The following is a 20,141-nucleotide window of genomic DNA, read 5'->3' on the forward strand; positions in this document are numbered from 1 at the left end:
TTTTGCTCACCGGTAGGACGAACTTGAGACCGCTCTCCGCCGCCGTGGCAGGCCGGGTGGGGATCCTGGCCGCCGGGCCGGTGGCGGCGTATCTGGCCCTGTTCCACGGCTTTGCGGCCGTTGCTGCGGCGGCGTTGATTTGCTTCGCTCTCGTGGCGTGGACGCGGCCGGACATGGCCCTGTTGATGGTGCTGGGACTGGTCCCGGTGATCGCCGCCATCAATCCTGGCGGCACGGTGCTGAAGGTGGTCCTGGGTGCCGTGGGAGTGCTGCTGTTCCGGATTGTGCTGAGCGGATTTCGCTTGCGCCCGGAGCTGGTTCTGGTATTGCTCACGGCCCTCGCCGTCACGGTGAGTTGTCTGATGCCTGCGGCTTCCACCCTCCCCGCACAACGGTCGTGGACTTCGTGGACTCTGTTGCTGGTGGGATTAGGTCTGCTCACCGCCTCGATCCTGGCGCCTCCCGATCCTCGCCGCATCGCCCAGGTCGTGGCCGGCTCCGGGGCGGGTGCCGCCGGATACCTCCTTGTCCGAGGGGAGTACGCCTCCGACCGCCTGATCGGGTTGGGCCTGAACCCCAATTACCTGGGAGTCGTCCTCGCGCTCTCCCTGGTCGCCGCCGTGGGTCTGGCACGATTCAGCCGGTCCCGGTCGTGGCTCGTCCCGGCTGTCGTCTGCGCTCATGCACTGCTGCTGACCCGGTCCCGAGGGGCGCTGGCGACGGCTGCGGTGGGGTTGGCCTGCGTTCTTCTCGCCAGCCGTCCATTGCGGCACAAGGTGCTGATCGCGCTGGCGATCGCGGCCGCGGCGGTTGTACTGCCGGGCACCTTAGACTCGGTCGAGGGCCACCTGATGGGCGACAGGACGCCCAGCGAGCTCACCGTCAACACCGAGGTGCGCAAGCAGGCCGCCCTTCTGGCAGTGCGCGTCGCACTCGATCATCCACTGCGCGGCATCGGGTACGCGGTGTTCCCCGAATACGCCAGAACCTCGTCCGCGCTGGGCATCTTCATCAATACCCACAACGACTACCTGAGGCTTGCAGCTGAGTCCGGAATGGTGACCCTCGCCCTCCTGGTCGCTCTTCTGTGGTTCGGTCTCGCGCGCCGCTACAGCGCGGAACGCGTCGTCCTCCAGGCGCTGTGCCTTGCCTACGCGGTAGGGCTGCTCTTCGCTAACGCCCTCACAGACCTGGTCATTTCCACGCCCTTCTGGATCTCCCTGGGCTGCTTGCTGGCCCAAGGCAGACGCCGGAAGGCTGATCCCCAAACCCTCTTCCGCACGACGTTAAGGAAAGCCGAATGATGGACTGCGAGACTGAGATCAGCCAGGGCCGGCGCTTCGCCTTCGGGCGGAACTGGCTCCGATTCGGGACGCTGATCGACGAAGAGCGCATCGCCGGTGCCACGAGATCGCTGGAGGCTGCCCTCGGCACATGCGATCTGACCGGACGCACCTTCCTGGATGTCGGCTGCGGAAGCGGGCTCTTCTCCCTGGCGGCACTGCGTATGGGCGCACGTGTACGGTCGTTCGACTACGACCCCGACTCGGTGAGAGCAGCCGGAAAGCTCCGCCTGGAATTCGCCCCGGACAGTGACTGGAGCATCCAGCACGCCTCCATCCTCGACGCGGAGTTCGTGCAGCGACTGGACCAGGCCGACATCGTCTACTCGTGGGGCGTGCTGCACCATACCGGCGATCTCTGGGCGGCGATGGAGGCCGTCTGCGGCCTCGTCGCTCCCGGGGGAACGCTGTACGTGTCGATCTACAACGATCAGGGACCGGAAAGCCGGATGTGGACAGCCGTGAAACGGCGTTACAACGCCTCCGGCGTGCTGGGGCGGCAACTGCTGCTGACCGGCAGCCTGCTCTATCTCGGCAGGCACGCCCCGCTGCGCGCCGCCCAGAGGCTGACCAAGCGGGTCCAGGGCACCCCGCAGGGGACTGTCCCCCGGCCGCGTGGCATGTCACGCAAGCACGACCTCGTCGACTGGGTGGGAGGTTATCCCTTCCAGGTCGCCACGCCTGAGGAGGTCTTCTCCTTCTGCCATGAGCGTGGCTTCGAACTGTCTCACCTGAAGACCTGCAAGGGAGGGATCGGCTGCAACGAGTTCGTGTTCACCCGTGAATGAGACCTCCGAGGCCGGGTTCCGAGGCACATCAGGGCGATACCCGGTTATGGCACCCCGCCGATGCGCAGTGCTTTGAACCGGTGCTTCACCTCCATCGTGAAGCGTGCCGTCTCGGCGCTCGTAGGGAGCAGACACGTCCAGCCGAGTCCGCTCACCCGGCTGAAATACGCCACCTGGAAGGCGACGAGCGTCCCGTACGCCACGGTGGAAGCGAGCGCGCACCCGATTGCGCCCCAGACGGGAATCGCCACTGCGTTCAATCCGACGTTAACCACCAGTGCGATCAGCGAGGGGAACACGACGAGGCGCGACGACCGCTGACGCAGCAGGAAATTGGACAGCGGCCGGGCTGCCGACAGCAGCAGGACCCCAGGGACCAGCCAGCCGACGAGTGTGGCCGCGGCCGCGTACGCATGCCCGTACAGCGGGACGATCAGTATCGATACCGCGGTCACGGTCGTCACCGCGGACGCGACGCCCAGCAGCATGGTGAACCGGACGATCCGCGCCGTGACCATCGCTGATCCGCTCACGTCGCCGTCGAACTGGAGGGAGAGAGTGACCTGTGAGAACACGTCGACGGCTACTCGGCTCAGGTCCGCCAGGGTCACCGCGAGCGTGTAGATCCCGACCTCCCGTGGCCCGGCAAGGGCGTTCAGCAGAAAGACGTCCGACCGCAGCAGCAGGTATGCGGCTGCCGAACCGGCGTGAAGCCGTAGTCCCTTGGCACACGTCGCGGCGGCGAGACCCAGGTCGGGCAGCCCGAGGGTGACTCCTCCTGCGGCGATCAGCACGGCCAGGGGAGCGGCCATCGAGACCACCCATGCGACCACCACCATCTGGACGGTCAAGTGTCCGGTCAATCCGAGGACGACCAGGCAGAGACACTGGGCTACCGCACTCGCCAGCATTGCGCGTCCCGCCACACGGGTACGGGACCGCAGAACCATGATGTTGGTCCCGTAGAACACGCTCATGCCCAAGGGCACGCCCGCGCAGGCCGTCGCCAGGAGAGAGACGTCCGGAACATTGGCGCTGCCCTGGAACACCAGGCCGAGCCCGATCGCCACGGCAGCCGCGGCGGAACCGATGACCAGGCCGAGCGGCAAGCTGTTCGCATCGAGGGAAGGTCGTTGCCCTTCTCGCGCCCACATGGCTGTCTGTGCCTGATCGATGGACAGATGGCCCAGCGTCATGGCGGCCGTGGCGACAGTGACGGCCATGTAGTAGGTTCCACGTCCCTCGGGTGGCAGAGCTCTCGCCACGACGACGCTGGCGAGAATGCCCATGGCGAGGGTGCCGGCACGGGCCAGCAGTATCCAGGCGAACTGCGGTCGGCGGTCATCCACTGTGCCGGAACACCTCCCCGACGACGAACAGCCGGGGCTGTTCGGAAAGCGTGCGGTGCGACGATTCGGACCGGGCCGTTTCCGTGGGCTCAGGCCGCCCCACTAGACTCCGGACCGGCGCGCGAGCAGTTGCCGGTAGAGCGCGACATACCGGTCCACCATGACGTCGGCCGTGAGGTTGGCCATGGCCCACTCGCGCGCAGCCCGTCCCAGGGCAGCGGCAGCGTCCGGGTCGCTCAGCAACTGGTGGATTCCCTCGGCGAGGGCCGCCGGGTCCACCGGGGGCACCAGCACCCCGCGCCCCTCCACAAGCTCCGGGGTGCCGCCGACGGAAGTGGCCACCACCGGCCGGCCGGCCGCCATGGCCTCCATGACGGCATTGCTGGACCCTTCGTACAGGGATGGCAGCACGACCACGTCGGCCCGGGTCAGAAACCCGGATACATCGGCGCGGGCCCCAAGGAATCGGGCGTCGATCTCCAGGCGGTCGGCCATCTCCTGCAGTCCGGCGCGTTCAGGCCCGTCACCGATGAGGAGGAGGGTGCAGGGACTTCCCCGGCGACTCAACGCCGCACAGGCTTCCAGGAGATAGCGGTGCCCCTTGTGGGCGGTGAGATTGGCGATGCACAGCACCACTGGCAGCAGGCTGACGACATCGGCGGGTTCGGCGGGTTCGAATTCGGTCGGTTGCATCCCGTTGGGGATCACGGCGATCTTGGCCGCCGGTACGCCTTCCTCGCGCCGGACTTCGTCGGCGATCGCGGACGCGTTGGCGACCAGGAAGTCCGTCCAACGTGTGGCGACCCGTTCCAGCGCGAGTACCACTCGGTTGTCCTTCTTGAAGAAGCCGAGACTCCGCCGCCCCGCCACGAGCACCGGCACGCGTGCCAGCCGTGCGGCGGGGGCGGCCGTCATGTAGGCGTGCATCAGGAAGGCCTGGAGAATCTGTGGTCTTTCTTCGCGAAGGAAGACCACCAGGCGGACGCATGCACGTAGGTTGGCGATGATCTGCCTTCGTCCGAGGGGGCGTCGGCAGAATCCAAGTTCTACCACGTGTACGCCGGATTTCCGGAGTCCTTCCGCCCGCGGCCCCAGGTGGAACATGACGAGCATATGGGTCCGGATTCCGCGATCGCTCAGCCCCTGCGCGAGTAGGACGAGCTGTTTCTCCGCGCCGCCGAGGCCGAGTTGTCCGATCAACAGGCATACTTTCTCGAGTGACTGACCCGGCCTTGTGCGCCGGGTCCAAGGAGCCTGGGGTGCTGGTGTTTTGTCAGTCAACGGCATGTGCGGCACACCTGTTATTTCCGTGGATCGTGCACATGGTGTCGTAGCGTAGGCGGCATATCGATCGAAGCCATGGTTTCGGCGGTCGCGTGTCCGCGTGTCACAGCGGAGCCGAGCGCCTCTCGAACGAGTCCCAAAGTCTGCTAAACCCTGCTGGTCCACGGAAGGAACGCCCGTATGAGAAATCGACCATTCGTCTGGGGCGTCCGCTGTTTCTACAAGCTGATCGCTCAGCGACTGGACCGGCGCATCCCGGGCGCGCGCGTCCTGCGCTGCTGGTGCGCGGAGAAGATCTGCGCGGAGGTGCGGGGGCCGGTCATGATCCATTCCCACGTCAGCCTGCCACCGACACTGAGGATGGGAAGAGGTGCCGCGATCGGGCAGGGAACCCGGATCCTCGGCTTGGGCCGCGTATTCCTCGGCGCTTACGTAAACATGGGCCCGGAGTGCCTTTTCATCACAGGTGATCACCCGGTGCCAAAAGTCGGGGAAAGTTTCCGTGATCACGCCCCGGTCCATGCCGACATCGTCGTGGAGGAGGACGTTTTCCTTGGTGCCCGGGTGACGGTTCTGCCGGGTGTGACGATTGGCCGTGGTGCCGCCGTCGGGGCCGGAAGCGTGGTAACAAAAGACGTACCCTCGGACATGGTTGTGGCGGGAAACCCGGCGAGGGTGATCCGCGCTCGTGAGAAGTGAGAGCAACATGAGGAAGAATCAGCTCGGGTCGACCTTGAGCTGAATGAGACATTGGATTCTCCGGGCGAGGGTGACTTCGGCACTTCGTGACCACTCGAAGTCATTTCACTCGGCGGGCCCCATCGCCCTCGTGGCTGCGCAGGCATCCTGCACAGTGCTCTCACGACTCCTGTTCGTCTCCCCGCAGTGCGGTCGAATCGGACATGCCGTGGTCGAGGCGTTCGCTCGTGCGGTCATGCGTATGAAGCGAGCCGGTGTAGGAACTCCTCCCCTATGCGTTTCGCCGTCGTGCAGCGCGCCTCCGCGCCCGCCGTACCCGTTCTCCCGGACGCCTCGGCCGACGCCGCGCCTGCGCGAGCGGTGAGTCTGCTCGTTGGGGCCGGGGCGGGGCCGGGTCGGCCCCGCGTCGAGCGCGGGACCGGCCCGGACGGCGCCGCCGCAGCGGCTACGACGTCACTGCGGTGCAGCGGGAGTGCCCGCGGTGCGGGGCAGCGTGGCGGGCTTCCGGGCTTCCCGCGAATGCGGCACCGCCGTCGGCCGGAACGGCCGGTGACGGCGTCCGAATCCGCCGTCGGCAGGCCTGGACTGCGAGGCCGTGCGGTGGATCCCGCTCGCGGACACGACCGGTGAAGCACCCGCGGTGGCCGGGATGACGAGCAGGAGCCGTACCGCGCCGACACCCACGGCACAGGCGGCGACGAGCGCCATGCCCGGTGCCAGCACACCATGGGCCACCAGCACCGCCGCGAGGCACCCCGCCGTCGCGAACGCACCCATGACACGCACGACTTGGGGAACCGTCAGGCCCAATCGGCGCAACCGGTGGGAGATGTGGTCCGTGCCGCCCTGAAGCAGCGGTCGTGCCTCCATGTAGCGGGACAGCATCACCAACGTCGTGTCCAGCGCCGGGACGAGGGTGGGGAGAAGAAGCACCGCGGGTCCGGAGAGGCCGTCGACGTCGTGGTGCACCACCGTCATCACGGAGGCCAGCATGAAGCCGAGGAAGAGCGAGCCCGCGTCCCCGAGAAAGATCCGCGCCGGATGCCGGTTGTGGAAGAGGAAACCGAGACAGGCCCCGACGAGAGCCGCCGTCAGCACGGCGAGGCCGATCCGCCCGTCGGCAAGGGCCGTCGCACAGAGGAACGCGCCGATGACCACGCACAGGGACGAGGCCGCACCGTCCATGTTGTCGAGCAGGTTGAACGCGTTCGTCACGAAGACGATCCACACGATGGCGAACACCGCGTCGAAGGGGCCGCCGAGGATGGTCGGACACCCCCCGGCCAGCACGACCACCGCGGCCGCCGAGGTCTCGACGCACAGCCGGAACCGCACACTGAGCTGCCGCAGATCGTCGATGAGTCCGAGGACGCACATGAGCGCGGAGCAGCCGAGCACAACGCCGAGCACCGGGTCGAAGACCCCTCGGGGAAGGACGGCGACGGCCGCGGCGGCGAGAGTGGCGGCACCGACGGCGACTCCGCCGAGATAGGGCGTCGGGCAGGTGTGCGCCTTGCGAGGGCTGGGGCGGTCGGTGATCCCGTGGCGCAGGGCGAAGCGTCTGAGCGGCTCCGTCAGCAGCAGTCCGAGCAGCAGGGCCGCGCAGCCCGCGCTCGTCGTCACGACCGCTGCGCCCATGCCGGTCACCGTCCCGCCAGAGCGGTCCCGGCAACGGGTCCGCAGATCGGAAGGCGCTGCTCCGGGGTGCTGGGCACCTGGGCGGACCGGTCGCCCCGCAACTCGGCCCGGGCGTCAGCGATCGCGTCCGCGAGGACGTCGGCCAGGGTGTGCCGGGGCTGCCAGCCCGTCAGGGCGCGCAGCTTGGCGGTGTCGGGGACGCGCCGCTCCATGTCCTCGAAGCCCGGCCCGTAGGCCTCGTCGTACGACAGGTGCTCCAGCGCTGAGACGCTTCCGGCCTGGGCGATGATCCGCTCGGCGAGCTCGCGGATGCTGATCTCGTCGGCCGCACCGATGTTGAAGGTCTCTCCGACGGTGTCCGGGTGCTCGAGCAGGAGCAGCAGTGCCGCGACGGCGTCCGAGACGTGCAGGAAGCAGCGGCTCTGCCGGCCGTCCGCGTGGACCGTGAGGGGCTCCCCGCGCACCGCCTGCCGGGCGAACCGCGGGATGACCATGCCGTACGCGGAGCTCTGGCGGGGGCCCACGGTGTTGAAGAACCGCACGACGGTCGACCGCAGCCCCCGCTCCCGGTGGTAGAGGACGGCCATGATCTCGTCCACCGCCTTGGCCGTGCTGTACGACCACCGGGCGACGGACGGACTGCCGAGAACGCGGTCGGAGTTCTCGTTGAGCGGTCCGGATGAATTCTTTCCGTAGATTTCCGACGTGCTCGTGATGAGAATCCTGCGTTCATGCCGTTGTGCTGCCTCGATGACGTTCTCGGTGCCCTTTGTGTTCGTGATGAACGACTTCAGCGGCTGCTCGACGATGAGTTTGACCCCTACGGCGGCGGCCAAATGGACGACGACGTCGCATTCCCGGACCAGCTCGTCGACGAGGGATGTGTCCAGGACCGAGCCGCGGTGGAAACGAAGACTCGGGTTCTGCTGCGCCTTGGCGAGGTTCTCCGTCCGCCCGGTGGTGAGGTCGTCGAGGACCACAACGCTGTGTCCATGGGCCAGCAGGGCGTCCACGAGATGGGAGCCGATGAAGCCGGCTCCTCCGGTGACCAGGTAATTCGAACTACGATCCATGAGCGGCTTCACTCCGGTTTCGGAAGATGGCGACGGGGTTCCGGCACAGCTCGATCGATGGCCGAGCCAAGGTTCACCTATGCAATGAGTAGCCGAATCTGAAACCTCGTCAGGTCAATATGGCCCCTTCGGCGCGTCCGCTGGTTACGGAATCAGGGTGACGCCGGGCGGACACATTCCACAGGGCTCCGAGGGAGCCGTCACTCGTGCATGAATGGGGGGGTGGAATATGCGGATTCCCCAAAACTATCGGAGTGGTGAGTGTGCGTCAGAAGGACGATGCCGGTGACAAGGGAAAGTTGATCGTCGTAGGGCTGGGCTATGTGGGCCTACCCATGGCCGTGCGGGCCGTCGAGGCGGGGTACTCGGTCGTCGGCGTGGACACGGACGATTTGCGGGTGAAACGCCTGGGGGCCTGTGACTCCTACATCGAGGGCATCGGCGACGCACGTCTCGCCGCCGCCGCGGACAGTGGCCGCTTCCGCGCCACCACCGAGTACGAGGACATCGACGGCCTCGACGTGTGTGTCATCACGGTGCCGACGCCGCTGCGCGAGGGTGTGCCGGATCTGAGCTTCGTGGAATGTGCCGGACGGAGCATCGCCCCGCACCTCACCCCCGGCTCCACCGTGATCCTGGAGTCCACGACGTATCCGGGCACGACCGAGAGCCTGCTGCTCCCACTGCTGGAGCAGGGCAGCGGCCTGAGTGCGGGGGCCGACTTCCACCTCGGCTACAGCCCCGAGCGCATCGACCCCGGGAACCCCGACTGGCACCTGGAGAACACACCCAAGGTGATCTCCGGGATCGACGCCGCGTCACTGCGCAGGATCGAGGGCTTCTACGGCGACATCGTGGAGCGCACCGTGCCCGTGAGCTCCTGCCGTACGGCTGAGCTGACCAAGCTGCTCGAGAACACCTACCGTCATGTCAACATCGCCCTGGTCAACGAAATGGCCATGGTGTCACGGCAGTTGGGCGCCGACATCTGGGAGGCCGTCGAGGCCGCCGCCACCAAGCCGTTCGGATTCATGCCGTTCAGGCCTGGCCCGGGGGTGGGCGGGCACTGCCTGCCGGTGGACCCCTCCTATCTGTCCTGGCAGGTCAAGAGGCTGCTGAAGCGGGACCTCCGGTTCATCGCACTGGCCAACGAGATCAACGACAACATGCCGGACCATGTCGTCCGGCGGGTCACCCGCGGACTGAACGAGCGCGGCAAGTCGGTCAAGGACGCGCGCATTCTCCAACTGGGCCTGGCCTACAAGAAGAACACCGGTGACATCCGGGAGTCGCCCGCCCTCGTCCTCGCCAGGTCGCTGCTCGCTCTCGGAGCCCGGCTGGTCGTGGCCGAGCCGCACACCGACGCGTACCTCGTGCCCCTGGACATCACGCGCGTCGAGCTCACCGAGGCGGAGATCCGCTCCGCCGACGTGATCGTGGTCGCGACCGACCACGACGCCTTCGACTACGCGCTCGTCGAACGGGCCGGTGCGTACGTGCTCGACACCCGCAACCGCTGCCGGGGCGAGAGGGTCGAGATTCTCTGATCGGCCCCACCCGGTCCGAGCAGGCCGGTGTCCGCCCCTGAACCGGTCACACGGCAGCGGCGGGCACCGGCCCCCCGATCGCCCACAGCGTTCTGAGCGCCGGGGAGAGGAGGCGGGCCACCACGGTGGCCCGCCTCCTCTCCCCGGCGTCCTGTGCGTCCGGTCCCCGGCGGGTGAGGCCGTGAGAGCCCCGTGCCACGCCCGCCGCTACGCGTACTCGGGCAGGGAGCGGAACCACCGCACGGTCTCGGCCAGCCCCTGTTCCAGGGGAACCGCCTCGACGCCCGCGAAGAGACCGCGGAGCAGCCCGTCGTCGGCCTGGGAGTCCCGCACGTCACCGCGGCGCGGTGGCTCATGGTGGAACTCGACCGCCATCTCCAGCGCCTTGGCCAGGTGATGGCCGAGTTCCAGCACGCTGACCCGGGTGCCGAAGGCCAGGTTCACCGGGTCGGCACAGGTCACCTTGCGCAGGACGGCGTCGGCGAGCACCCGGGCGACCGTTCCGACATAGGTGAAGTCGCGGGTCTGGTGACCGTCCCCGAACACCGTCAGCGGCCGGCCGTGCAGCGCCGCGTCGACGAAGGACGGGACGACCGCCGCGTACGCGTGTCCGGCCGGCTGCAGCGGGCCGTAGACGTTGAAGAAGCGGAACGCGAGGGCCGGAAGGCCGAAGGCGTGACCGTAGGAGAGCACGTAGGACTCGGTCGCGAGCTTGCTGGCGGCGTAGGGGCTGAGCGGACGGGTCGGCAGGCCCTCGTGTTTGGGCAGAGCGGTGACCGAGCCGTACACCGAGGACGACGACGCGGCGACCAACTGGGTCCGGTGGCGGCGACACGCCTCGAGCACCCGCACGGTGCCGGTGGCGTTGACCTCGTGGGTGGCGAACGGATCCGCGAGGGAGCGCGGCACGGACGGCCGGGCGGCCAGATGCACCACCGCGTCCGCCCCGTCCACCACGTCCTCGAGCAGGTTCCGGTCGAGGATGCTCCCCTCGACCAGCTCCGCACCCGTGCCCGCCAGATTCGCCGCCGACCCGGTGCTCAGATCGTCCAGGGCGACGACCCTGCCGACGGATCGCCGGGAGATCAACTCTCGGCAGAGGTTGGCTCCGATGAACCCGGCACCGCCGGTCACTACGACCTTCATCGGTTCGCACCTTTCGTCAGGGGTGTCGGCCACCAGCCGCGTGCGACGGCGATGGAGGCATAGAGGTCATGGGTGTCCTGGACCAGGCGCTCGGCCCCGAAGCGCTGCGCCGTCCAGGTGCGGGCCTGCTGCCCCATGAGCAGGCGCAGCCGGTCGTCGCGCAGCAGCCGGACGGCGTGGCGGGTGAGCTCCCCGGCGTCGGGAGGAGCCAGCAGACCGGTGTGCCCGTCCCGCACCACCTCCGGCACGCTGCCCACATTGGTCGCCACCGCCGGAAGGCCCGCGAGGCCCGCCTCGATCAGGCTGACCGGCATGCCCTCGTTGTCCGACGTCAGCAGCACCAGGTCCGCGGCCGCGTACACGGTCTCCACGTCGGCGCGCCAGCCCAGCAGATGCAGCGAATCGCTCAGGTCGGACGCCGTCTCCAGCTCACCGTGCAGATCTCCGCCCCCGCACACCAGGAACCGGGCGCTCGGCACGGCGCGGCGCACCTCCCGGGCCACCGACAGGAATCGATCGGGCCGTTTGACCCTGGTGACCCGCCCGACGTACGCCACGACGGGACCGTCCTCCGGCAGGCCGAGGCTCCTGCGCGCCTCGGCGCGCGGTGCGGGCACGGCCGCGGTGGTGCCGGGCGGTACCACCGCGTACTGCCCGGGGTGCCCGATGCCCGCGGCCAGGAGGTCGTCGCGGACGGTGCACCCCACCGCCACCAGCCGGTCGGTGACGGCGGCCAGCCTGCGCTCGGCCCGGACCACCAGCCGGGTCTTCGCCGGTGAGAAATAGCCGTGCAGAAGGTGTCCGTGGTACGTGTGCACCCGCGCCGGCACCCGCGCGAGCACCGCCGCCAGGCGGCCGAGGGTTCCGGCCTTGGCGGTGTGCGTGTGCACGATGTGCGGGCGGAAGCGGCGCATGGCCGCGGTCAGCGCGGCCAGCGCACGCAGGTCGTCGGTGGGACGCACGGCCCGTCCCAGGGTGGGCACCCGGCAGACCTGCACGTCGGGGGCGCGCTGCTCCACGTAGTCGGCCTCGTCCGGGCCCACGAACCCGGCGTACAGCCGGTGGTCGAACAACTCGTCGTCGAGCCCGCGCATCAGGGTGGAGACCTGGAGGGCCGGACCACCGACGTTCATTCTGGCGATGACCCGCATCACCCGGATACGGGAGTCGTCGGGGCCGGCCGTGTCGCTCCGGGCCATCACCATTCAGCCTCACCGCGTTCTCGGCCGACCGCCGAGGCGGGCGGCGATTCATGATCACGACAGGCAGTCATGCTGGCAGCGGGGGCATGGGAGGCGACGCAGACGTACCGCCCACCGGCGGAAGAGCACACCTACGGCCTACAGGTCCCGGCCGTCGTCCGTCCCCGGCACGGCGAACGGCCGAGGGGCCCACATCGCCTGCTGCGACGTGGGCCCCTCGGCCGCGGATGCCTGTGCGGCGCCCGCTACTTCACCGGCTCCGGCTCCGGCGCGGTCTCGGTCTCCGCCTCGCCCGCCGGGTCCACCGGCGTCCTGACGGAGTCGAGCAGCAGCTGGGCGACGTCCACGACCTGGACGGACTCCTTCGCCGTGCCGTCGTTCTTCTTGCCGTTGACCGAGTCGGTCAGCATGACCAGGCAGAACGGGCAGGCGGTGGAGACGATGTCCGGGTTGAGGGAGAGGGCCTCGTCGACGCGCTCGTTGTTGATGCGCTTGCCGATCCGCTCCTCCATCCACATCCGGGCGCCGCCGGCGCCGCAGCAGAAGCCGCGCTCCTTGTGGCGGTGCATCTCCTCGTTGCGCAGACCGGGGACCTTGCCGATGATCTCGCGCGGGGGCGTGTAGATCTTGTTGTGGCGGCCCAGGTAGCACGGGTCGTGGTATGTGATGATGCCCTCGACCGGGGTGACCGGGACCAGCTTGCCCTCGTCCACCAGGTGCTGCAGCAGCTGGGTGTGGTGGATGACCTCGTAGTCGCCGCCGAGCTGCGGGTACTCGTTGCCGATGGTGTTGAGGCAGTGCGGGCAGGTCGCGACGATCTTCTTCGCGGACTTCGGCTTCTTCGTCGACGGGTCCTCGTCGTCCTCGCCGAAGGCCATGTTCAGCGCGGCCACGTTCTCCATGCCGAGCTCCTGGAACAGGGGCTCGTTGCCCAGGCGGCGGGCGGAGTCACCGGTGCACTTCTCGTCGCCGCCCATGATCGCGAACTTGACGCCCGCGATGTGCAGGAGTTCGGCGAACGCCTTCGTGGTCTTCTTGGCGCGGTCCTCCAGGGCACCGGCGCAGCCGACCCAGTAGAGGTACTCGACCTCCGTGAGGTCCTCGATGTCCTGACCGACGACCGGCACCTCGAAGTCGACCTCCTTGGTCCACTCCAGACGCTGCTTCTTGGCCAGGCCCCAGGGGTTGCCCTTCTTCTCCAGGTTCTTGAGCATCGTGCCCGCCTCGGACGGGAACGAGGACTCGATCATGACCTGGTAGCGGCGCATGTCGACGATGTGGTCGACGTGCTCGATGTCCACCGGGCACTGCTCGACACAGGCGCCGCAGGTGGTGCAGGACCACAGGACGTCCGGGTCGATGACGCCGTTCTCCTCCAGGGTGCCGATCAGCGGGCGCTCGGCCTCGGCGAGGGCCGCCGCGGGGACGTCCTTGAGCTGCTCGGCGGACGCCTTCTCCTCGCCCTCCATCGTCTTGCCGCCGCCGGCCAGCAGATACGGGGCCTTGGCGTGGGCGTGGTCCCGGAGGGACATGATCAGCAGCTTGGGGGAGAGCGGCTTGCCGGTGTTCCAGGCCGGGCACTGCGACTGGCAGCGGCCGCACTCGGTGCAGGTGGAGAAGTCGAGCAGGCCCTTCCAGGAGAACTGCTCGACCTGGGAGACGCCGAAGACGTCGTCCTCGCCCGGGTCGGTGAAGTCGATCGGCTTGCCGCCGCTCGTCATCGGCTGCAGCGCGCCGAGCGCCGTACCGCCGTCGGACTCGCGCTTGAACCAGATGTTCGGGAAGGCGAGGAAGCGGTGCCAGGCCACGCCCATGTCCGTCTTCAGGGAGACCGTGATCATCCAGATGAAGGACGTCGCGATCTTGATCATCGCGACCAGGTAGACCACGTTCTGCAGCGTGCCGACGCTCAGGCCCTTGAAGGCCGCGACCAGCGGGTACGAGATCAGGTACGACGCCTCGTAGCCCGACACGTGGTGCAGGGCGCCCTCCAGGCCGCGCAGCGTGAGGATCGCGAGGCCGATGATGAGGATGACGGCCTCGACGAAGTAGGCCTGGCCGATGTTGGACCCCGCGAAGCGGGACTTGCGGCCCGGGCGGCCCGGCCGCGACAGCTGGCGGATCACGATGAGCGTGAGGATGCCCAGCGTCGTGAGCACGCCGACGAGCTCGGTGAAGACCTCGTACGGCGCCCAGTCGCCGATGACGGGGATGAACCAGTCGGCCCGGAAGAGCTGGCCGAAGGCGTTGACCAGGGTCAGGACCAGGGTGAAGAAGCCCACCGCCACGAACCAGTGCGCGACGCCGACGATGCCCCAGCGGTTCATACGGGTGTGGCCGAGGAACTCCTTGACCACGGTGACGGTGCGCTGTCGGGGATCGTCGGTGCGGGCGCCGGCGGGTACGTTCTGTCCGAGCCGCACGAAGCGGTAGATCTGGGCGATGGCTCGGGCGAACAACGCCACGCCGACCACGGCCAGGACCAGCGACACGATGATCGCGGCGAGTTGCATTTGGGGGCTCCTCGGGCCTGCGAGGGGGTCTCCTCGGTGTACGTCCTCTGTACTCCGGCGGAGAGATTACTAAGCGGTAACTTATGCAGTCCGTTCGAGAGTACCCACTTCTTCCATCGCACTGTAGTGGCGCAGGCGGTGATCTGCGTCGCTGTGCTGCCCGCTCAGGCGGGCACGAACGCCACACGGAACATTCTGGGCCAGAACTTCCCCGTGACGAGGAACTGGTCCGTCCCGGGGACGGCAGCGATGCCGTTCAGCACCGACCCCTCGACGATCTCGTCGTCGTGCAGCAGCCCGGAGGCATCGATGCTCGCCGTCACCGCTCCGGTGGAGGGGTCGATGCGCAGGATCCGGTCGGTGGGCAGCACGTTCGCGTAGACGGCGGTGCCCACGCACTCCAGCTCGTTCAGTCCCGTCACCGGCCGGCCCTCCTCCGTCACGGTGACCTCGCCTCTCGTCGCCAGCGTGCCGGGGTCGCGGAAGGCCAGCCGTGCCGAGCCGTCGCTGGTCACCAGCCGGTGCCGGTCCCGCTGGAGGCACGCCCCCCAGCCCTCGTCCGGGTAGGGGACCCGGCGCAGTTCCGCGAGGGTCCGGGCGTCGCGCTCGATGGCGATCCCGTCCCGCCAGGTGAGCTGCCACAGGGTGCGGCCGACCACGGAGATGCCCTCGCCGAACAAGGGCGCCGGAAGTGTCCTGCGGACCCCGGGCTTTCGGCCGGGAGGCCCGGCCCGCATGGAGGACCGCCCGGCGAGCCCCGTGCTCTCGTAGAGCGTGCCGGCCACGATCTCCAGGCCCTCGGTGAAGGCCTTGCGGTCGTGCGGAAGGGCCTCGAGGACCTTGACCTTCAGTTGCTCGATCCGCTGAGCGGCCGGGCGCCGGTCGCCTGTGGACTCGGTGATTCCGCCGACCCGGTCGTCCGTGGTGCGGTCCGCTCCGGAGCACGCCGCGATCAGCAGGCCGCACGCGAGGACTCCGGCCGCCGCCGTGCGGCGCGCGCGCTCAGGCATGGTCCCGGCCCGCGGCCGACGGTCCGATGGATCGGGACGGTGCGACGACGGAAGGCGCTCCTTCGCCGGGCTTGTCCGCCTCGGACGCACGGACGGCGTCCCGGCCGGGGCCGGGACGCCGGGATACCGCCGTGCGGTAGTCACTTTGTGTCATGGACCCGCCGTCAGGAGTTGCGGCGACGGCGCATGACCAGCAGCGTGCCACCGCCGACGGCGATCATCCCGGCCGCGGCGCCGCCCAGGCCCAGCGCCTTCTCGTCACCGGTCTTCGCGAGGCTCTGCGCGCTGCCGGCGGGGCCCATCCTGTTGCCCCGCCCACCGCGGCCGTCGTCGTGCCAGCCGTGACGCCCCCCTCCCGGCCGCCCGAGGGGCGGCATCACCCGAAGGTTGACGGCGACATGGCGGTAGGGGTGGAGTGCGGTGAGCCGGAAGACGTGGATGCCCGACCCGATCCTCGGGACGCGCACCCTCCCCTGTACCGCTCCGAATCGGTCGGCCCGGTAGCGGCCGAGGACGATCGTGCGCGACAGCAGTTCTGCGGTGACGAGCTGCCGGCGGGTGAATCCCCTGGCGGTGAAGGACACTGTCTGCCCTGATCGCACCGTGTAGCTGCTGAGTGACAGTGTCGGTCCCGTGGGCGGGTACGGCGGCTGCGCATGGGCGGCCGGCGCCCCGGTCAGCGGTGTGGCGACCAGCACGGCAGCCGATGCTGCCGATGCCAGCGCGACCCGCCATTTCGGCGATGTCGTCATCTTCGTTCGCTCTCCTCGACTTCTTGTTGCTTCCCTTTGGGTCAGGCTGCGTCGTGTCAGCCGGATCAAGATCTAGATACATGAATTAATGAGACATATCGCCGCCGACTGGCATGATCAGTGCAGAAGACACCGGATGATGTAGCAGTTGCACCTCGATGACCCGTCTCGTCGGTCCGACCGGGCGACGCAATCGCGTGCGGAGGCAGGTCCGTTCGACGGGACCCCGGGGCCGCCTCCCCCGGATGACGTGGGCGATTGCCTATGTTCGGCTGCGCACATAGGGAATAGAACGCACCAATTCGGGTAGTTCCATCGGTCTATGAGGGGTGCAGTTTGGATCTCCACGGATTCCTGAAGGCTCTTGCCAGACGCTGGCCGACCGTTGTGGTCTGCCTGCTCCTAGCGATCGGGACGGCGTTCGCCGCGACCACTCTGAGCACCCCCGTCTACGAGGCCAGGACCCAGCTCTTCGTCGCCACCCGAACCGGCGAGGACACCACGCAACTGAATCAGGGTCAGAGCTTCTCCCAGGCGCGTGTGCAGTCGTACGCCGAGATCGTGACGACACGTCAGGTCACCGCGACCGTGGTGGAGGAGCTCGGGCTGCACACCACGCCGGAGGAACTGGCGTCCCGGATCACAGCCCGGGCTCCGCTCAACACCGTGCTCATCGACATCACCGTCCGGGACACCGTGCCGCTGCGGGCGGCGCGCATCGCCAACGCCGTGGCCGACCGGTTCACTTCGGTGGTCGAGAGGCTGGAGACGCCCAAACGCCTGCCGGGCTCGGGCAAGTCCTCGAGGAGCCGCACCTCGCCCGTCTCCCTGGGCGTCACCCAGGAGGCCGTCGCACCCACCGCTCCCGTCTCGCCCCGCCCCGTGCTGAACCTGGCAGCGGGCGTGCTCGCCGGCCTGCTGCTCGGGGCCGGTCTCGTCGCCCTGCGCGAGACGCTCGACACCACGCTCAAGACCGGTGAGATGCTCACCCAGTTCACCGCGCTGCCCGTCCTCGGCACCATCCCCTACGACCGCAACGCACCCAAGAAGCCGCTCGTCACCTCCGACGTGCACTCCAAGCGTGCCGAGGCCTTCCGCAAGCTGCGCACCAACCTTCAGTTCTCGCAGGTCGACGACCCGCCCCGGCTCATCGTGGTGACGAGTTCGGTGCCCGGTGAGGGCAAGACCAACACCGCCGTGAACCTCGCCCTGTCGCTCGCCGAGGCGGGTGTGTCCACCTGCCTGGTCGACGCCGACCTGCGCCGTCCGTGTGTGGCCCCGACGTTCGGGCTCGTCCAGGACGCCGGTCTGACCACGGTGCTCATCGGCCAGGCCCGCATCGAGGACGTGATGCAGCAGTCCGGCGGCGGGCTCTCGGTGCTCACCAGCGGGGCCGTACCGCCGAACCCCACGGAACTGCTCGCGTCGGCGCGGATGGAGGAGGTGCTGCGCGAACTGGCGGACACCTACGAGATCGTGATCGTCGACTCCGCGCCGCTGCTGCCGGTCGCCGACACGTTGGGACTCGCCTCGCTCGCCCAGGGCGCACTGCTCGTCGTCCGCGCCGCGAAGACCAGCCGGGACCAGGTCCGCACCGCTGCGGAGTCACTGGACCGCGTGGGCGTCCATGTCCTCGGCACCGTCTTCAGCATGGCTCCGGTTCCCAAGGGCGGTCGCTACGGTGGCGCCGGGGCCTACGGGCGGTACGGCGAACTGCCCGCCCCGCGTGCCGAGGCCGCGCGGGGCGCGACCGTCACGCCTTCGGGACCGCATCACACGAGCGAGACATGACCCGGGTCCTGTTCGTGTGCACGGGCAATGTGCACCGCTCGGTGCTCGCCGAGCGACTGCTGGCCGCGAGGCTCCCGTCCGGCTCGGCCGTTCGCCCGGAGAGCGCCGGCACCGAGGCGCGGCCCCGGCCCGGCATGGAGAGGTCGACCAGGGCGGTGCTGGAGAAACTGGGCGGGGACGGCTCCGGCTTCACGGCCCGCCGGCTCACCGCACCGCTCGTCGCCGGGGCGGGCCTGGTGCTCGGGCTCGCACGCGAGCACCGGGAGGCGGCCGTGCGCCTCGCGCCCTCGGCGATGCGGCGCTGCTTCACCCTGAAGGAGTTCGTGCGCCTTGCCGCGGGGGGAGTGGACGGGGTGCGGGGCTGGACGGACGGGGAGACGCCGCGCGCGCAGCGGCGGCTGGTGGACGAAGGGGTGCCGGGCGGGACCCGGGAGCGGTGCGGACCGGCCGGCCCGCACGGCGCGGTTCCGTACACGGCGGCCCCCCGCTCGTCGGCCCCGGGCACCCTCCACGGTGCGGTGGCCCCGGTACTCGCCTTCGACGTCGTGGTGGCCGCCGCGGCCACTCGCCGGGGCTCGACCGGTCCGGTCCCGGCCGCCGACGACGACGTCCTCGACCCCTGGGCGCAGCCCTACGAGGTGCTGTACGAGTGCGCCCGGGAGATCGACCGGGCGGTGAGCAGGCTGGCGTTGCTTCTGGGGGGCGGTGGCGCAAGCGTCTGACGAGCCCGGGTCAGCTGCTTTGACCTGCGGATTTTCCCTGGTTGCCGTGCGGCGTCGGACAAAAGTTGAGTCTGCCGGACTCAGGTCTGTTGACGTCGCCGGTTCCCTCATGCATCCTTGAGCCTGTTCCACTCAAGTCAGCTGGAGGAATCGAAATGGCACGTGCGGTCGGCATCGACCTGGGCACGACTAACTCCGTCGTCAGCGTTCTGGAGGGCGGCGAGCCCACCGTCATCACCAACGCCGAGGGTGCCAGGACCACGCCGTCCGTCGTCGCCTTCGCCAAGAACGGTGAGGTGCTCGTCGGCGAGGTGGCCAAGCGGCAGGCGGTCACCAACGTGGACCGGACCATCCGTTCCGTGAAGCGTCACATGGGCACCGACTGGAAGATCCAGCTGGACGGCAAGGACTTCAACCCGCAGCAGATCTCCGCGTTCATCCTGCAGAAGCTGAAGCGGGACGCCGAGGCGTACCTGGGCGAGAAGGTGACCGACGCGGTCATCACAGTCCCCGCCTACTTCAACGACTCCGAGCGGCAGGCCACGAAGGAGGCCGGCGAGATCGCCGGTCTGAACGTGCTCCGTATCGTCAACGAGCCGACCGCGGCCGCCCTCGCCTACGGTCTCGACAAGGACGACCAGACCATTCTCGTCTTCGACCTCGGCGGCGGCACCTTCGACGTGTCCCTGCTGGAGATCGGCGACGGCGTCGTCGAGGTGAAGGCCACCAACGGTGACAACCACCTCGGTGGTGACGACTGGGACCAGCGCATCGTCGACTACCTGGTCAAGCAGTTCCAGTCCGGTCACGGCGTGGACCTGTCCAGGGACAAGATGGCCCTGCAGCGCCTGCGCGAGGCCGCCGAGAAGGCGAAGATCGAGCTGTCCTCGTCCACCGAGACGTCGATCAACCTGCCCTACATCACCGCGTCCGCCGAGGGCCCGCTGCACCTGGACGAGAAGCTCACCCGGGCGCAGTTCCAGCAGCTCACGATCGACCTGCTCGAGCGCTGCAAGACGCCGTTCCACAACGTCATCAAGGACGCCGGCATCTCGATCAACGAGATCGACCACGTCGTCCTGGTGGGTGGCTCGACCCGTATGCCCGCCGTCGCCGAGCTCGTCAAGGAGCTGACCGGCGGCAAGGAGGCCAACAAGGGCGTGAACCCGGACGAGGTCGTCGCCATCGGCGCCTCGCTCCAGGCCGGTGTCCTCAAGGGTGAGGTCAAGGACGTCCTGCTCCTCGACGTGACCCCGCTGTCCCTCGGTATCGAGACCAAGGGCG

At 68.8% G+C, this 20,141-nt stretch carries 16 protein-coding genes; 7 read left to right on the plus strand and 9 right to left on the minus strand.

What is annotated here, in order from left to right; translation table 11 throughout:
* Positions 1–23: 23 nt before the first annotated feature.
* On the plus strand, positions 24–1,304 hold the full coding sequence (locus ADL25_RS27040; protein WP_147317999.1) for an O-antigen ligase family protein: 1,281 nt from the start codon (positions 24–26) through the stop codon (positions 1,302–1,304).
* Positions 1,304–2,131: a class I SAM-dependent methyltransferase gene (locus ADL25_RS27045; protein WP_059130440.1), complete on the plus strand. Its 828-nt coding sequence runs from the start codon at positions 1,304–1,306 to the stop codon at positions 2,129–2,131. The genes ADL25_RS27040 and ADL25_RS27045 overlap by 1 nt, the downstream gene beginning before the upstream one ends.
* A gap of 44 nt (positions 2,132–2,175) precedes the next feature.
* Here the strand turns inward: ADL25_RS27045 and ADL25_RS27050 are convergent, their stop codons facing one another.
* Both ADL25_RS27050 and ADL25_RS46515 read right to left on the minus strand, forming a co-directional pair.
* Positions 2,176–3,480 (minus strand): lipopolysaccharide biosynthesis protein, encoded by a 1,305-nt coding sequence (locus ADL25_RS27050; protein WP_059130441.1) that lies wholly within the window; start codon positions 3,478–3,480, stop codon positions 2,176–2,178.
* 102 nt (positions 3,481–3,582) lie between these two features.
* On the minus strand, positions 3,583–4,767 hold the full coding sequence (locus tag ADL25_RS46515; protein ID WP_234381059.1) for a glycosyltransferase: 1,185 nt from the start codon (positions 4,765–4,767) through the stop codon (positions 3,583–3,585).
* A gap of 177 nt (positions 4,768–4,944) precedes the next feature.
* Here ADL25_RS46515 and ADL25_RS50755 point away from each other — a divergent pair, with 177 nt between their 5' ends.
* Positions 4,945–5,463, plus strand: a complete 519-nt coding sequence (locus tag ADL25_RS50755) for an acyltransferase (protein ID WP_059130443.1) — start codon at positions 4,945–4,947, stop codon at positions 5,461–5,463.
* 453 nt (positions 5,464–5,916) lie between these two features.
* Here the strand turns inward: ADL25_RS50755 and ADL25_RS27065 are convergent, their stop codons facing one another.
* Both ADL25_RS27065 and ADL25_RS27070 read right to left on the minus strand, forming a co-directional pair.
* Entirely contained in the window at positions 5,917–7,101 is a 1,185-nt protein-coding gene (locus ADL25_RS27065; protein ID WP_059130444.1) for an MraY family glycosyltransferase, read from the minus strand.
* 5 nt (positions 7,102–7,106) lie between these two features.
* On the minus strand, positions 7,107–8,174 hold the full coding sequence (locus ADL25_RS27070) for an NAD-dependent epimerase/dehydratase family protein (RefSeq protein WP_063805759.1): 1,068 nt from the start codon (positions 8,172–8,174) through the stop codon (positions 7,107–7,109).
* Positions 8,175–8,437: 263 nt separating this feature from the next.
* On the opposite strand from ADL25_RS27070, the gene ADL25_RS27075 reads away from it, so the two are divergent.
* Positions 8,438–9,721 carry a nucleotide sugar dehydrogenase gene (locus tag ADL25_RS27075; protein ID WP_267889279.1) on the plus strand — a complete coding sequence of 428 codons (1,284 nt, stop codon included), beginning with the start codon at positions 8,438–8,440 and terminating at the stop codon, positions 9,719–9,721.
* A 207-nt stretch (positions 9,722–9,928) separates the two neighbouring features.
* On the opposite strand, the gene ADL25_RS27080 is transcribed toward ADL25_RS27075, so the two are convergent.
* The 5 genes from ADL25_RS27080 to ADL25_RS27100 form a co-directional block, all read right to left on the minus strand.
* On the minus strand, positions 9,929–10,867 hold the full coding sequence (locus ADL25_RS27080) for an NAD-dependent epimerase/dehydratase family protein (protein WP_059130445.1): 939 nt from the start codon (positions 10,865–10,867) through the stop codon (positions 9,929–9,931).
* The gene (locus tag ADL25_RS27085; RefSeq protein ID WP_059130462.1) at positions 10,864–12,066 is read right to left on the minus strand and encodes a glycosyltransferase; all 1,203 of its coding nucleotides are present in this window, start codon (positions 12,064–12,066) and stop codon (positions 10,864–10,866) included. Before ADL25_RS27085 ends, ADL25_RS27080 begins: the two co-directional genes overlap by 4 nt.
* Before the next feature lie 248 nt (positions 12,067–12,314).
* Positions 12,315–14,582: a (Fe-S)-binding protein gene (locus ADL25_RS27090; RefSeq protein ID WP_059130446.1), complete on the minus strand. Its 2,268-nt coding sequence runs from the start codon at positions 14,580–14,582 to the stop codon at positions 12,315–12,317.
* Positions 14,583–14,746: 164 nt separating this feature from the next.
* Positions 14,747–15,592 (minus strand): glutaminyl-peptide cyclotransferase, encoded by an 846-nt coding sequence (locus ADL25_RS27095; protein ID WP_059130447.1) that lies wholly within the window; start codon positions 15,590–15,592, stop codon positions 14,747–14,749.
* A gap of 164 nt (positions 15,593–15,756) precedes the next feature.
* Complete coding sequence (locus tag ADL25_RS27100; RefSeq protein WP_059130448.1) at positions 15,757–16,344, minus strand: LPXTG cell wall anchor domain-containing protein; 588 nt, start codon at positions 16,342–16,344, stop codon at positions 15,757–15,759.
* A 336-nt stretch (positions 16,345–16,680) separates the two neighbouring features.
* Between ADL25_RS27100 and ADL25_RS27105 the strand changes: the two genes are divergently transcribed.
* The 3 genes from ADL25_RS27105 to dnaK form a co-directional block, all read left to right on the plus strand.
* Positions 16,681–18,135, plus strand: a complete 1,455-nt coding sequence (locus tag ADL25_RS27105) for a polysaccharide biosynthesis tyrosine autokinase (RefSeq protein WP_079050594.1) — start codon at positions 16,681–16,683, stop codon at positions 18,133–18,135.
* The gene (locus ADL25_RS27110) at positions 18,132–18,857 is read left to right on the plus strand and encodes a low molecular weight phosphatase family protein (RefSeq protein WP_059130450.1); all 726 of its coding nucleotides are present in this window, start codon (positions 18,132–18,134) and stop codon (positions 18,855–18,857) included. The genes ADL25_RS27105 and ADL25_RS27110 overlap by 4 nt, the downstream gene beginning before the upstream one ends.
* A gap of 155 nt (positions 18,858–19,012) precedes the next feature.
* Positions 19,013–20,141: molecular chaperone DnaK (gene dnaK / locus ADL25_RS27115; RefSeq protein ID WP_079050595.1), on the plus strand; the 1,129-nt coding region annotated here is incomplete at its 3' end.

Origin of the sequence: Streptomyces sp. NRRL F-5122, from assembly GCF_001507435.1 — a bacterium.
Classification (GTDB): Bacteria; Actinomycetota; Actinomycetes; order Streptomycetales; family Streptomycetaceae; genus Streptomyces; species Streptomyces lannensis.